This is a genomic window from Actinoplanes sp. NPDC051494 (assembly GCF_044454705.1).
Taxonomy (GTDB): Bacteria; Actinomycetota; Actinomycetes; order Mycobacteriales; family Micromonosporaceae; genus Actinoplanes.
Genome location: NZ_JBITDZ010000017.1, coordinates 82,088 through 96,063, shown reverse-complemented (window position 1 = coordinate 96,063; position 13,976 = coordinate 82,088). Strand labels below are relative to the sequence as shown.

Genomic DNA, 13,976 nt, shown 5'->3' with positions numbered 1-13,976 from the left:
TCAGCGGCTCCGCCGGGTCACCGTGCGCTGCAGGACGATGAACGCGAACAACAGGGTGCCCACGAAGATCTTGGTCCACCAGGTGCTCAGGGTGCCCTGGAACGCGATGATCGTCTGGATCAGGCCGAGAACGAGGACGCCCAGCACCGTACCGAAAAGGTAGCCGGACCCACCGGTGAGCAGGACCCCGCCGATGACCACCGCGGCGATGGCGTCGAGCTCCATGCCCTGGGCGTTCAGGCTGTATCCCGACAGCATGTAGAAACTCAGCAGCACCCCGCCCAGCGACGAGCAGAAACCGCTCAGCGTGTAGACCGCGATCCGGGTACGGCCCACCGGCAGACCCATGAGCAGCGCCGAGTCCGCGTTGCCACCGATGGCGTACACGGTGCGCCCGAAACGGGTGTAGGCGAGCACGAACGCGCCGATCAGCACCACCACCGCGGCGATCACCACGCTGGTCGAGATGAACACGCCCTCGCCGAACCGGATCCGCTGCTGGGCCATGGTGGTCCAGAAGCCGTCGGTGATCGGGATCGAGTTGCGGTCGATCAGCAGCGACAGGCCGCGGGCGAGGAACATGCCGGCCAGCGTGGCGATGAACGGTTCCACCTTGAAGAAGTGGATGACCGATCCCATACCGAAACCGAGCAACGGCCCGATCAGCAGTACGAGCGGGAGCACGATCGCCGACGACCATCCGGCGTGCAGCAGGGTGGCCGCCACGGTGGTGGTCAGGGCCACCACCGCGCCCACGGACAGGTCGATGCCGCCGGTGAGGATCACGAACGTCATGCCGGCCGCGACCACCAGCAGGAACGCGTTGTCGACAAAGACGTTGAGCAGCACCTGGAGATCGGAGAAGCCGTCGTAGTTGGCGACCCCGACGGCGTACATGGTGATCAGCAGCGCCAGGGTGGCCAGGACCGGGACGTGCCGCCGGTTCTGCTGGTAGATCCGCCGCGGGCTCTTCTCCACCGCGGCGGTGGGTGGTGCCTTCACGTCGGTCATGACTGCGCCTCCTTGGGCATGCCCTTCTGGCCCTCGCCTGCGGGGCCGTCCGCACGCGCCGGGATCTGCCGCTCGGTGCGGGCGGTCATGCCGGGACCTCCACAGGCGCGGGGGTGGTGGTCGTGCGCCGTTTGAACACCTTGGCGCGGAACGTCGGGGACTGCGCGAGACAGAGCACGATGACCACGACGGCCTTGAAGACCAGGGTGGTCTCGACCGGGACGCCGACGGTCACCGTGGTGACGTTGAGCGTCTCGATCAGCACCGCGCCCAGGACGGTGCCGGCCAGCGAGAACCGGCCGCCGGTCAGCGCCGTGCCGCCGATCACCACGGCGAGGATGGCGTCCAGCTCGATCAGGTTGCCGGCCGCGTTGCTGTCCGCGCTGGAGACGTTCGAGCTGTAGATCAGCCCGGCGATACCCGCGCAGACGGCGGCGAACACGTACACCATGACGGTCAGGCGGCGGGCCTGGATGCCGGCCAGCCGGCTGGCGGTGGGGCTGCCGCCGACCGCCTCGATGAGCAGGCCGAGCGCCGAGCGCCGGGTCAGGACCACGGCGATCACCACGACCGCTGCCGCGATCAGGACCGAGACCGGCAGGGCCAGCGTGTAACCCGCGCCGATCATCTTGTACGGACCGGAGCTCACGTTGAGGATCTGCCCCTCGGTGAGCAACTGGGCGATGCCCCGGCCGGCCACCATCAGGATGAGCGTCGCGATGATCGGCTGGATCCCGATCACCGCCACCAGCGTCCCGTTCCAGATGCCGAGCACGAGCGCGAGGCCCACCGCCGCCCCGCACGCGAGCAGGACACCGACGACACTGTTCTGGTTGGCCAGGTCCCCGATCTGCTTGCAGGCCAGGGCGCCGGAGATGGCCATGACCGAGCCGACGGACAGGTCGATGCCACCGGTCGCGATCACCAGGGTCATCCCGACGGCGACCAGGATCAGCGGGGCGCTGCGCCGGGCGATGTCGACGACCGATCCGTACAGGTGGCCGTCGAGCACCGTGATGTGGAAGAAGGTGGAGGCGAAGAAGACGTTCGTGACCAGCAGCACCACCAGGATGGCGGCGGGCCAGAACAGTCGGTGCCGCAGGAAGGTCATGAGGTGGCTCCACTGGCGATGGTGCGCATGATGCGATCGGCGTCGACCCGGCCCGTACCGTCGTCGGCGGTGTTGTCGAGCTCCTCGACCAGATGCCGGTCGCGGAGCACCTCGATCTTGTGGCTGAGCCGGAGCACTTCCTCGAGCTCGGCGCTGACGAACAGCACGGCCATGCCCCCGTCGGCGAGTTCGGCGATGAGGCGCTGGATCTCCGCCTTGGCGCCGACGTCGATGCCGCGGGTGGGCTCGTCGATGATCAGCAGCCGGGGTTCGGTGATCAGCCAGCGGGCGAGCAGCACCTTCTGCTGGTTGCCGCCGCTGAGGTTGCGGACCTGCATCTCGGGGTCGGCCGGGCGGATGTCCATGGCCTTGATGTACTTGTCGACCAGCTCGTCCTGGCGGCGCCGGGGAATCGGGCGGGTCCAGCCCCGGGTCGCCTGCAGGGCCAGGATGATGTTCTCCCGCACGGTGAGCTCGCCCACCACGCCCTCGGTGCGACGGTTCTCGGAGGAGAACGCGAGGCCCTTGGCCATCGCCGTCCGGGGACCACGCAACGTGATGGCCGTACCGTCGATCTCGACCTTGCCGGTGTCCGGCCGGTCGGCGCCGAACAGCAGGCGCGCGAGCTCGGTGCGCCCGGAGCCGAGCAGACCGGCCAGGCCGACCACCTCGCCCTGGTGGATGGTGAGGTCGAACGGCGCGATGGCCCCGGTGCGGCCCAGCCCCTCGGCCCTGATGATCGGTTGTCCGCGTTCGAGCTCACGCGCGGATTCCCGGGGCTGCTCCTCGAGTTCCTCGAGCGCTTCGAGCTCCTTGCCGATCATCCTGGTGACGAGCTGCACCTGGGACAGCTCGGCGGTGCGCCACTCGCCGACGAGGCGGCCGTTGCGCAGCACCGTCATCCGGTCGGCGATCTCGTAGACCTGGTCGAGGAAGTGCGAGACGAACAGGATCGCGACGCCGTCGCCCTTGAGCCGGCGCAGCACCGCGAACAGCTGGGCCACCTCGGAGGCGTCCAGGCTGGAGGTCGGCTCGTCGAGGATCAGCACCTTGGCGTCGATGTCGATCGCGCGGGCGATGGCGACCATCTGCTGGATCGCCAGGGAGTAGGTGCCCAGCGGGGCCGCCACGTCGAGGTCCAGGTCGAGGCGGTCCAGCAGCTCACCGGCCCGCCGGCGCATCTCGCCCCAGCGGATCCGGCCGAACGAGCGCGGTTCGCGGCCGATGAAGACGTTCTCCGCCACCGACAGGTTGGTGCAGAGGTTGACCTCCTGGTACACCGTGCTGACCCCGGCCTGCTGGGCCTGCAACGGCCCGCCGAAGCGCACCGGTGTGCCGGAGAGCGTTATCTCGCCGCCGTCGATGCCGTACACCCCGGTCAGCACCTTGATCAGGGTCGACTTGCCCGCACCGTTCTCCCCCATCAAGGCGTGCACCTCGCCCGGCCGGAGCCGGAGGTCGACGCCGTCGAGGGCGACGACGCCGGGGAAGGTCTTGCGGATGCCGGTCATCTCGAGGACCGGTGGCCGCTCACCCATCGTTCGCTCCGTTCGCACAAGGCGCGGACCGCCGTGAAGGGCGATCCGCGCCGGACAGGACCACACATGCCATCGGGGAGGATCAGTACTTGCGGTCCGCGAGCACGGCCTTGGCCTGCTCGGGGGTGAAGGTGGTCTCCTCGGTGAGCACCCGCTGGGGCACTTCCTCCTTGGCCTTGACCTTCTTGGCCAGGTCCATCAGCTGTGGGCCGAGCAGCGGGCTGCACTCCACGATGAAGTTGATCTTTCCGGTGGACAACGCGGTCATGCCGTCCTTGACCGCGTCCACCGTGATGATCTTGATGTCGGTGCCGGGCTTCTTGCCGGCCGCCTCGATCGCCTCGATCGCACCGAGACCCATGTCGTCGTTGTGCGCGTACAGCACGTCGATCTTCGGCTGGGAGCGCAGGAACGTCTCCATGACCTGCTTGCCGTCGGTCCGGGTGAACTGACCGGTCTGCGAGGCGACCACCTTGAACTTGGGGTCGGCCGCGATGGCCTCGGCGAAACCGGCCTTGCGGTCGTTGGCCGGCGCGGCACCGGGGCTGCCCTGCAGCTCCACGATGTTCACCGGGTCGGTCTTGCCCTCGTACTCCTTGGTCAGCCACTCACCGGCCTTCTTGCCCTCGAGCACGAAGTCCGAGCCGATGAAGGTCTTGTACAGCGTGGTGTCCTGCGCGTCGACCGCGCGGTCGGTCAGGATCACCGGGATGCCGGCGTCCTTGGCCTCCTTGAGCACGGTGTCCCAGCCGGACTCGACCACCGGCGAGAACGCGATCACGTCGACCCGCTGGGTGATGAAGTTGCGGATCGCCTTGATCTGGTTCTCCTGCTTGCCCTGGGCGTCGACGAACTTCAGGTCGACACCCTGCTCGGCCGCGGAGTCCTGGATCGACTTCGTGTTCGCCGTACGCCAGCCGCTCTCCGCGCCCACCTGGGAGAACCCGAGCGTGAGCTTGTCCGGGCCGCCACCGTCGCCACTGTCGCCGTCACCACCACAGCCGGCCAGCGCGGAGGCCGCCAGCAGCCCGCTGAGTACGGCCGCGGTCACTCTCTTCGACACAACACCCTCCCATGGGTCACGCGCAGATTGTTCACACATGGATTGTTAGCGTTAACAACCAACGGCGAACCGCGCCTGGGCAGGGCTCACCCCGCACAGGACCGATCGACCGAGATCAACTTTGTGGCCTGAACCACATTGATGTCAGGAGTGTTACCGCATTCCACCTCAGCGTCAAGAGTTGATATCTGTGGGTCACCACGAACGACGCGCCGACCAGGGAGGATCCACTGTGTCGCGACCTCGTTACACTGAGGCCGAGCACCGCAGCTCGGCAGCCAGGGGGGCGCTTTGGTGGCACAGACGGACCCGGCCGTTCCGAGGCCGCGCAGCACGGTCATGCGCGACGTCGCCAAGCTCGCCGGCGTGTCCCATCAGACGGTCTCCCGGGTGCTCAACGAGCACCCGCACGTCCGCCCGGAGACCAGGACCCGCGTCCTGGAAGCCATGCGGTCGCTCAACTACCGCCGCAACCTCGCCGCCCGCACGCTGGTCACCCGGCGGTCGAACACGCTGGGCATCATCGGCTTCGAGACCACGCTGTTCGGGCCCGCGTCGATGCTCTACGGCATCGAGAGCGCCGCCCGCGAGGCCGGTTACCTCGTCAGCATCGCCACCGTGCGCAACCTGGAACAGACCGACGTGCTCGGCGCCGTCGACCGGCTCGCCCAGCACGCGGTGGACGGCATCATCGCCATCGCGCCCAAGACCGCGGTCACCAGCGCGCTCATGCAGGCGCCGTCCGAGTTGTTCTGCGTCGCCGTCGGCGGGGCCGGGGACGCCGAGGCGGTGTCGACCGTACGCATCGACAACGCCGAGGGGGCCGCGCTCGCCACCCGGCACCTGCTCGAACTCGGCCACACCACCGTGCACCACGCGGCCGGCCCCGGCGACTGGCCCGAGGCCCACGAACGCCGCGAGGGCTGGCGGCGCGCACTCGAAGCGGCCGGCGCGCCGGTGCCCCCGGTCACCCCGCAGTGGTGGGACGCGGCCACCGGCTACGAACAGGGCCGCGCGTTCGCGGCCGACCCGTCGGTCACCGCCATCTTCTGCGCCAACGACCGGATCGCCCTCGGCGTGCTGCGCGCCCTGCACGAGGCCGGACGCCGGGTGCCCGACGAGGTCAGCGTCGTCGGCTTCGACGACATGCCCGACTCCGGCTTCTTCCTGCCGCCGCTCACCACGATCAGCCAGGACTTCGGCGAACTCGGCCGGCGCAGCCTCGCGCTGCTGCTCGAGCACATGCGCCGGCCGGCCGGCGACGGCTCGGTGGACCAGGTGGTCGTACCCCCCACGCTGGTCCGCCGGGCCAGCACCGCGCCGCCGCCGGCCCAGATCGATCCGGCCCAGATCGATCCGGCTTAGATCGATCCGGCTTAGATCGGCCCGGCGCCTCCACTGGGCACACCGAAGTACGGGGTCCCGTCGGCGTTCCACGTGAGCCGCTGCACGCGCGTGTGGCGGTTCGGGTCGTAGAGCGGGTCACCGGTGATGTCCCGGTAGTCGCGGGCGTGGTAGACGAGCACGTCGGTCACCCCGTCCGCGCCGACCGTGAACGAGTTGTGCCCCGGGCCGTACTGCTGGGTCTGCTCGTTCGTGACGAACACCGGATCGGCCTTCTTGGTCCACGACGCGTTGCGCAACAGGTCCGCGTTCGCGTCCGCGCTCAGCAACCCCATGCAGTAGCGGGCGTCCGTGGCACTGGCCGAGAACGAGATGAAAACCTTGCCGTTGCGTACGAGGACCGCGGGCCCCTCGTTGACCCGATAGCCCTGGATCTCCCAGCTCCTGGTCGGGGTCGCGATCCGCACCGGTTTCGTCTTCAACGTCCACGGATTGCTGAGCTCGGCGATGTACAGGCTGGAGTTCACCGCGATCTCCGGCTCGCTCTGCGCCCACACAAGGTAGCGACGGTTCTTGTGCGCGAACGTGGTCGAATCCAGCGCGAAACTGTCCCACTCGGTCACGATCTGCCCGCGCAGCACCCAGCCCGCCGGGTCGCGGGGGTCGGCGAGCGCCGACTCCAGGACGTACATCCGGATCCGGAAGACGTCGTCCTTGTCCCCCGCGGCGAAGTAGATGTACCACTTGTTGTCGATACGGTGCAGCTCAGGCGCCCAGATGTGGCCGCCCATCTTCCCGGACGCGGGCCGCCGCCAGATCACCGTCTCGGTGGCCGCGGTGAGCCCCGCGATGGTGGTGGCGCCGCGGACCACGAGCCGGTCGTATTCCGGGACCGAACCGGTGAAGTAGTACATCCCCGCGACCGGCCGGGTGATGAACGGATCCGCCCGCCGGCTGATCAGCGGTGACGCGACCGCCGCCCAGGTCGTCCCCGCCGATCCTGCCGTCCCGCCGGTGAGCGTTCGCTCGTCGGCCTTTGTCGTATCGCTCAGCGTCGGTCGTTCGTTCGTGGTCAGTGCCGCCGCGCCCACGATGCCCAGGCTTCCGTGCAGCAGGGCTCGCCGGTTGATGCGTAACGTCATGTCGGTTCCCCTCAGCGGGTTCGGATGCGCAGGAAAGTGACGGAGTTCGGTGCGAACGTGCGGGTGAATGTGCTCGCGATGCCGTGCACGGTCGTCGTGACCGGCTGGATCGGTTCGGCGCTGCGGGTGTTCTGCTCGCCCGGGTCACCGGTGAGCACGGTCATCCGCGCGGTCGGCGCGACCCGGCGGCCACCCAGGTCGACCTTCGTGACCGCCGCGGTGTCCTGGGCGTTGACCACCTTGACGATCAATTCACCGGTACGGTCGTCGCGCGTCACGACCTGCGCGAACGGCTCGGTGACCTGGTCGTCGTCGAACGTCGCCCACTCCTGCCCGTCGAGCACCAGCCGTACGTGCGTGCCGCGGACCTCGACGCGCAGGTCGTACGTGCGCCCGGTCTCGACCGTGTTCGGTTTGGTGAGCAGCTGTTCCTTGGCGGAGGTGATGCCCTTCTCGACCGCACCCTGCGTGTTGTTCCAGCCGCCGAGGTTCCACCAGTAGAACTGACCGGTCTCCTGGATCCCGAACGCGACGAGGAAGCCCTCGGCGCCGGCGTTCTTGGTGGCCTTGACGCTCAGGTCGTAGTCGGTCTCCCCGATCGTCGCGGCCTTGACCATGGTGTCCGTCGCCGCGGTGTCCGTCTGGACATAGGCGCCGTCCACCACCGACCAGTTCCCGCGCGGTTGCACCGGCGTCCAGCCGTCGGCGTTCCCGTCGCTGAAGTCGTCGGCGAACAGCACGGTCCCGTCCGGCCGGGTCACTTCGACGTCGTCGTACGTCGCCGCGGTGGCCCAGGTGGACAACCCGATCGCCCCGGTGATCGGCTTCGCCTCGACGACCGCCCCGGTGGCGGTGCTCGGCACGACCCGGTCACCGACGTTGTTCATGAACAGTTTCTGCATCTGATAACTGGTCGAACCCCACGACTCGTCGTTGTCGAACCAGATCAGATCCGGCCGCCACTGCACGTTGTCGATGTTCGCGAGCAACGGCGCATAGGATGCCATCCGGACCACATCGGCATTGCGTTCGAGCCCGGTCATATAGGCGGCCTCGGACAGCGAGTTGTAGAACTTGGCATCCTGCGACGCATACTCGCCGAGGAAGACCTTGGGGCCACCGCGGTCGTACGCGTCATAGCGCTTGTTGTTCTGCAGGAACCACGACGGACTGTTGTAATAGTGCTCGTCGACCATGGCGACACCCGCCGCTTTGTTCTTGGCCCACAGCGTGTCGAACGTGGTCCCCTGATCGTCCGGCCCGGAGTTGCCCACCACCGTGAAACCCGGGTGTTTCGCCTCGATCGCGGCCCGGAACTTCTCGAAGTTCGCGAAATACTGCTCCGGCAGGTTCTCCTCGTTACCGACCGCGACATGGGTCAGCCCGAACGGCCGCAGATGCCCCATCTGAGCTCGCAGCCTGCCCCAGGTCGAGGTGACCGGCCCGTTGGCGAACTCGATAAGATCGAGGGTGTCCTGGATGTGCCGCTGCAGCAGCGCGGCGTCATCGGTGGCCCGGTTCTGCCCGCACCCGGTGACCAGAGCGGGAACCACCGGCAACGGCATCGCGCCGATATCCTCCGAGAACTGAAAATACTCGAAGTACCCGAGCCCGTACGACTGGTTGTATCCCCAGAAGTTCGTGTTCGTGGCCCGCGTCTCCACCGGTCCGACGGTATCTTTCCACTGGTACGCCCGGGCCCGCGGATATCCGTTCGCCGCGTCGTACCCGTACATGCTGCCGGTGTTGACCAGACAGCCCCCGGGGAACCGCACGAAGCCCGGCCTCAGCGCAGCGATCTTCTGCGCCAGGTCCTGCCGCAACCCGTTCGCCCGGCCCTTGTACGTTTCGCGCGGGAACAGCGAAACCATGTCCAGCCGAACAGTCCCACCCCCACCGGCGACAACCGTCAACCGCCCGGCATCCGTCGTCCGCCCGGCGATCAGCGAGACCGAGTACTTCCGCCAGCGATCCCCCCGCACCATGAGCGAACGAACAGCCCTCGCACCCACCCGGCCGTCCACATGAGCATCCGCACCGCCGCCGGCGTGCACACTCGCACCCTCGACCACCCGCGAGTCCGCTCGAGCCTCCACCCCGCCGGCCGGCCGCGCGTCCACCCCTGTCGCTGCCTGCGCGTTCCCGCCTGTCGCTATCTGTACGTTCACACCAGCCGCGCTACCCGCGTTCACACCAGCCGCTGCCTGCGCGTGCGCACCAGCCGCGCCATCCGCATTCACACCAGCCGCTGCCTGCGCGTGCGCACCAGCCGCGCCATCCGCGTTCGCACCGGTGGCTGTCTGCGCGGCGGTGTCGGTGAGCGAGACGGTCAGCGGGGTGCCGGCCGGGTTGTCACTGCGCGCCCAGACCGAGAAGTCGTAACGCTTCCCCGCCTGCACCGCGAACCCGTTGTTGAACCCCGCGTTGGTCACCCCGTAGCGTCCACCGGCGACATTCGTCAGGTCCAGCTTCAGGTATGTCCGGTTGCGTTCGTTCAGCCGAAAACCGTCATTGACCGTCGTGGCGCTTCCGCTGCCACCGGTCTCCGCAGTGGGCGTCCACGCGGTCAACCCGTTGTAGGCGGCGTTGTCAGCCGGAAGGAACTCGAACGACCGGTTCCGGACGAGCTCCGCGTACAACCCGCCGTCGGCGGCCCAGTTGATGTCCTCGAAGAAGATCCCGTACATGTCGTCATTGATCGCCGGCCCGGAAGCCTTGGGGTCGACGGTGATCGTGTAGTCCGGCTCGGCCGCGCGGGCCGCCACCGGAGCGGCGCCCGTAAGCGTCACGGCCAGCAGCGCCGAGGCTGCCAACCCAACCAGGGACCGGGGGTGCGACATCCATGTCCTCCCGATGTGAGCGTTAACACAACGCGAGTGATTCTCATCGATTTATTACCGGGAGTCAACGGTCGTGTTACGCAGAGCAGCTCACCAGGCAGAGATCCGTCCTCCACCCCAGACGATCACCGCCGGCCGGGGCCGAAGAGCCCGCAGCCCCCGGCCGCACCCGCGAAGGTCAATCCTCGATGCACTCAAGCGGGCGAGACCGGGCCCGTACGGCCGCTGATGCCGGTGTTGGGCACGCTCATCAATCGACGGCCAAGAATCGGTGCGGCGTCGTGTCCGCGATCCCGGCCGCGCCGGGGGATCTACCGAAAAGCCGAGATGTGGTCCTGGACCCAGTCGGCGAAGGTGCGTGGCGCCCGACCGAGGATCTGCGCGACGGCAGGGCTGATCTGCTGCTCGGCGAGGGTTGGTACGCCGAGGACGGCGAGGGTGGTGTCCACCGCCCATTCGGGCATGAACCGCAGCATCTGCACGCGGGCCTCATCGCGGGTCTGTTCCACGAACCGGAGGGGCACACCGAGTACGGCACCGATCACCTCCGCGCGCTGCCGGGGCGTGGTCAGCGCCGACCAGGTCAGCTCATAGATCTGCCCGGCATGACCGTCTTCGCGCAACGCCCTGGCGGCGACCCCCGCGATGTCGGCGGGATCGATCGTCGGCATGCCGACATCACCGAACGGTGCCACGACGGTCCGCCGGGTACGGACCGACTCGGACCAGGCATACATGTTGGAGTTGAACCCGCCGGGCCGCAAGATCGTCCAGTCCGGACCGGAGCCCCGCACCGCCTCTTCGAGAGACCTCAGAAGCACCCCATGGGACTCGGATTCCGGCCGGGTGCGGACTCCCTGCGAGGACAGCAGCACCACCCTGCCCACCCCGGCTGAACTGGCTGCGTCGAGGATGTCTCGAGACTTCAGCGCCTGCGCGCCGGCACCACCGCCATGGAGGAACAGCGCACCGGCACGGTCGAAAACGGGCCGTAAGTCCGGCGGATCGGTCAGGTCCGCAGCCACGGTCAGTACCCCCGCCGGCACCACCGCAGTTCCGACCCGGCGTGACACTGCGGTCACTTTTTCACCCGCTGCGGCGAGTGCCTGGACAAGTGGTCGGCCGACATTTCCGGTCGCTCCGGTAACGACGATCATGGTCATGCTCCTGGTCAGCTCGTCGAATGCCGGGCCTGGCGGCGGGGCAACAGCGGGGACGCTAACACCGCCGACATAGTAGGTACCTACAGGAAAGTGACTATGCTTCGAGTAATCGCTGAGTGAAGCGTCCACCCCTTCCGTGGCGATCGAGGGACCTCGAGCGGCCACTCCGCACGGCGCCCGGTCAGCGCCGGTCTCGCCTACGAGCTCGCCACCCAGGGGTGGACGCACTCCATGCCGGACAGGCCCGAACCAGGACGGGCCCCACGCGCAGCAGGCTCAGACCGAGCGGGCTCCGTGCCACGACCTTCCCCGACCTGAGACGGGTCCAGCCAGGCCTTCGGGCGCGCGGGCATGAACACGTAGCGGGATCACCCCGGGCCGACAGAACACCGTAGACCGGCGGATTTCCGTGGCTGATGAACGAATCCAGACGATTCTGACGTAGCACATCGCTGCTGGCAGTCCGCGGTAGACCATGCTGCTCGACGCAATGACGACTGTCATCGCGTGTTGTCGTCCTCGCCGACCAAGTGCTCAGATGCGCAGGTGGTAGAGGTTGCGGCGGGGTTGCTGGGTCGGGTCGATCGTGTACGGGGGAACGAATTCGGGGTGCCTGTCGGGGCTGAGTCGGATGGTCCAGTCGGCGGTGGGGTGGTGGATGAGTCGGTGGTGGTGTCGGCAGAGCAGGACCATGTTGTCCAGGCTCGTGGTGCCTCCGTTGATCCAGTGTTTGATGTGATGCGCGTCCGTCCAGCGTGGTGGTTTGTCGCAGCCGGGGAAGGCGCAACCACGGTCGCGGAGGTGCAGGGCACGGCGTAGGGCTGTGCCGGCTGTTCGGCTGCTTCGGCCCATGTCGAGGATCTGCCCAGCACTGCCGAGGACGGTGGGCAGGATCCGGGCGTCGCAGGCCAGTCTGCGGACAGTCGCGGCGGACACGCGCTCACCGGTGTCAGTGGTCGCTGTGCCCAGGGTGCTTGTGAGCGGGTGGTAGGCGACGGTGACCGCGAGTTGGGGTGGTTCGCCGCCGTCGTCGGGTAGCTCGGTGGTGCGTAGGGCGAGGGTGCAAACACTGATCAGGGCGTCGGCACGCCGTTGGGCGGGGGTGCGGGTGTCATCGTGGACCGGTTTGCATAGTGGGTGCAGGGCGGCGTTCACGGTCGCGGCTTCTTCGGCACCGAGCAGACCGGAGACCCGGACAAGGCCCTCCACCGGCATCGAGAGGGTCAGACCGCGGCGGCGGTGGTTGCGGGCTTCCTGCCGGATCAGGGCGGCTTCGTCGGCTTGGTCGGCGAGGTGGGGGGCGGTGTGGGCGAGGATACGTTCCCCGATACGGCGTAGCTGGTAGGCGGGGAACTGCCCGGCATGCGTGAGCATGATGGTCTCGGCGTCCTGCACGACCCTCGGGACGTTCACGGCACCAGGGATGGGGGCGAGGTCGTCGGGGATGGCCTGCACGGTGGTGGTGATCACCGAGGCTTGGCGCATGTTGAGCTGACCGTCCAGGACGGCCTGCTCGATCACCGGGGTCGCCTTAACAGTGAGTTCACGTGCTTGGTGCGGGTCCAGCAGCAGGATGTGTCGTAGCCATCCGCTGAGGGAACGGGCGCCCTGAGTCTGGGGCAGCTTACGGATGTCAGCCTCATGGGCCAGGCGGGTCTGCAGGACGATCGCGACCTGCTCCAGGTGATGCGCCGCGCGGAGCAGGCCGACGATCTCGTGGTCCAGCGGTGAGCACAGCGGGGCCGCGGCTAACTCCGCCGCTTCCTTGACCAGCTGCTGCACGTCAACCAACACGAGCATCAATTTAGAACACACGTACGACAATCTTCAAACGCCTCAGCGGCCGGTCAGGCGTGGACGGCGATCAGGCGTGGACGGCGATCAGGCGTGGACGGCGATCAGGCGTGGACGGCGATCAGGCGTGGACGGCGATCAGGCGTGGACGGCGATCAGGTGGTTCAGGGACTGTTCGCTGCGGCTGCCGGGCTGGGCGGTGCCCACCTGCAGCTGCTGGCCGGGGGCGTCGCGGACGTCGAAGGCCTGGTAGGTGAGGTCCAGGCGGCCGGCTTCGGGGTGGTGGAACGTCTTGTCCAGGCGGGGCAGCGCTCCGACGCCCTGCCTGTTCCAGCGCCGGGTGAACTCGGCGTTGTCCTCGAGGTCCTCCAGGAGCGCGAGGATGTCGGGGTCGGCGGGGAAGAGGCCGGCGTTGAGGCGCAGGGCGTCCACGATGGCGTCGGCCGCGCCGGGCCAGTCGTCGAAGAACGTGCGGGCCGCCGGGTCGCTGAACACTACCCGGGCCATGGCGGGCCGGGCGCCGAACGGGGCGAGCAGGGCCGCGCCGAGCGGGTTGGCCGCCAGCACGTCGAAGGCCGGGCCGAACACGTACGCGGCAGCTCGCGGGAAGCCGTTCATGAGGGTCAGCAGCGCCGGGTGGACCCGGTCGCCGGCCACCGGGCGGGGGCGGGCCGGGAGCAGGCCGGCGAGGCGGTAGAGGTGGCCTTTCGCGTCCGCGTCGAGGTGGAAGACCCGGGCCACCGCGTCGAGGATCTGCGCGGAGGGGTGGCGTTCGCGGCCCTGTTCGAGGCGGGCGTAGTAGTCGGCGCTGACGCCGGCCAGCACCGCGACCTCTTCGCGGCGCAGGCCCGGCACCCGGCGGTCGCCGCCCGCGGCGAGGCCGCTGTCGGCGGGGTCGGCCCGGGCGCGGCGGGCGCGCAGGAACTCGCCGAGGGGGCTCGCTGGTGCCATGGCGACGATCATAAACCTG

The 13,976-nt window shown here is 68.4% G+C and carries 10 protein-coding genes; 1 reads left to right on the top strand and 9 read right to left on the bottom strand.

All coding sequences use genetic code 11. The features are described from left to right. The 4 genes from yjfF to ACIA6A_RS39270 all read right to left on the bottom strand — a co-directional run bounded on the left by yjfF (position 1) and on the right by ACIA6A_RS39270 (position 4,762). The gene (yjfF, locus tag ACIA6A_RS39285) at positions 1–1,011 is read right to left on the bottom strand and encodes a galactofuranose ABC transporter, permease protein YjfF (RefSeq protein WP_396103212.1); all 1,011 of its coding nucleotides are present in this window, start codon (positions 1,009–1,011) and stop codon (positions 1–3) included. A gap of 85 nt (positions 1,012–1,096) precedes the next feature. Then, positions 1,097–2,122: an ABC transporter permease gene (locus tag ACIA6A_RS39280; RefSeq protein WP_396103210.1), complete on the bottom strand. Its 1,026-nt coding sequence runs from the start codon at positions 2,120–2,122 to the stop codon at positions 1,097–1,099. Next, positions 2,119–3,660, bottom strand: a complete 1,542-nt coding sequence (locus tag ACIA6A_RS39275; RefSeq protein ID WP_396103208.1) for a sugar ABC transporter ATP-binding protein — start codon at positions 3,658–3,660, stop codon at positions 2,119–2,121. The genes ACIA6A_RS39280 and ACIA6A_RS39275 overlap by 4 nt, the downstream gene beginning before the upstream one ends. Before the next feature lie 82 nt (positions 3,661–3,742). Continuing rightward, positions 3,743–4,762, bottom strand: a complete 1,020-nt coding sequence (locus ACIA6A_RS39270; protein ID WP_396103207.1) for an ABC transporter substrate-binding protein — start codon at positions 4,760–4,762, stop codon at positions 3,743–3,745. A 300-nt stretch (positions 4,763–5,062) separates the two neighbouring features. On the opposite strand from ACIA6A_RS39270, the gene ACIA6A_RS39265 reads away from it, so the two are divergent. Beyond that, positions 5,063–6,088, top strand: a complete 1,026-nt coding sequence (locus tag ACIA6A_RS39265; RefSeq protein ID WP_396103255.1) for a LacI family DNA-binding transcriptional regulator — start codon at positions 5,063–5,065, stop codon at positions 6,086–6,088. A gap of 11 nt (positions 6,089–6,099) precedes the next feature. Here the strand turns inward: ACIA6A_RS39265 and ACIA6A_RS39260 are convergent, their stop codons facing one another. The 5 genes from ACIA6A_RS39260 to ACIA6A_RS39240 form a co-directional block, all read right to left on the bottom strand. After that, complete coding sequence (locus ACIA6A_RS39260) at positions 6,100–7,209, bottom strand: family 43 glycosylhydrolase (protein WP_396103206.1); 1,110 nt, start codon at positions 7,207–7,209, stop codon at positions 6,100–6,102. Positions 7,210–7,220: 11 nt separating this feature from the next. Then, on the bottom strand, positions 7,221–10,049 hold the full coding sequence (locus ACIA6A_RS39255; RefSeq protein ID WP_396103205.1) for an alpha-L-arabinofuranosidase C-terminal domain-containing protein: 2,829 nt from the start codon (positions 10,047–10,049) through the stop codon (positions 7,221–7,223). A 311-nt stretch (positions 10,050–10,360) separates the two neighbouring features. Next, positions 10,361–11,212: an SDR family oxidoreductase gene (locus ACIA6A_RS39250; protein ID WP_396103204.1), complete on the bottom strand. Its 852-nt coding sequence runs from the start codon at positions 11,210–11,212 to the stop codon at positions 10,361–10,363. Between the two features lie 534 nt (positions 11,213–11,746). Further along, on the bottom strand, positions 11,747–13,012 hold the full coding sequence (locus ACIA6A_RS39245) for a DUF222 domain-containing protein (RefSeq protein WP_396103203.1): 1,266 nt from the start codon (positions 13,010–13,012) through the stop codon (positions 11,747–11,749). 132 nt (positions 13,013–13,144) lie between these two features. Beyond that, the gene (locus tag ACIA6A_RS39240) at positions 13,145–13,957 is read right to left on the bottom strand and encodes a helix-turn-helix domain-containing protein (RefSeq protein WP_396103202.1); all 813 of its coding nucleotides are present in this window, start codon (positions 13,955–13,957) and stop codon (positions 13,145–13,147) included. Positions 13,958–13,976: the final 19 nt, after the last annotated feature.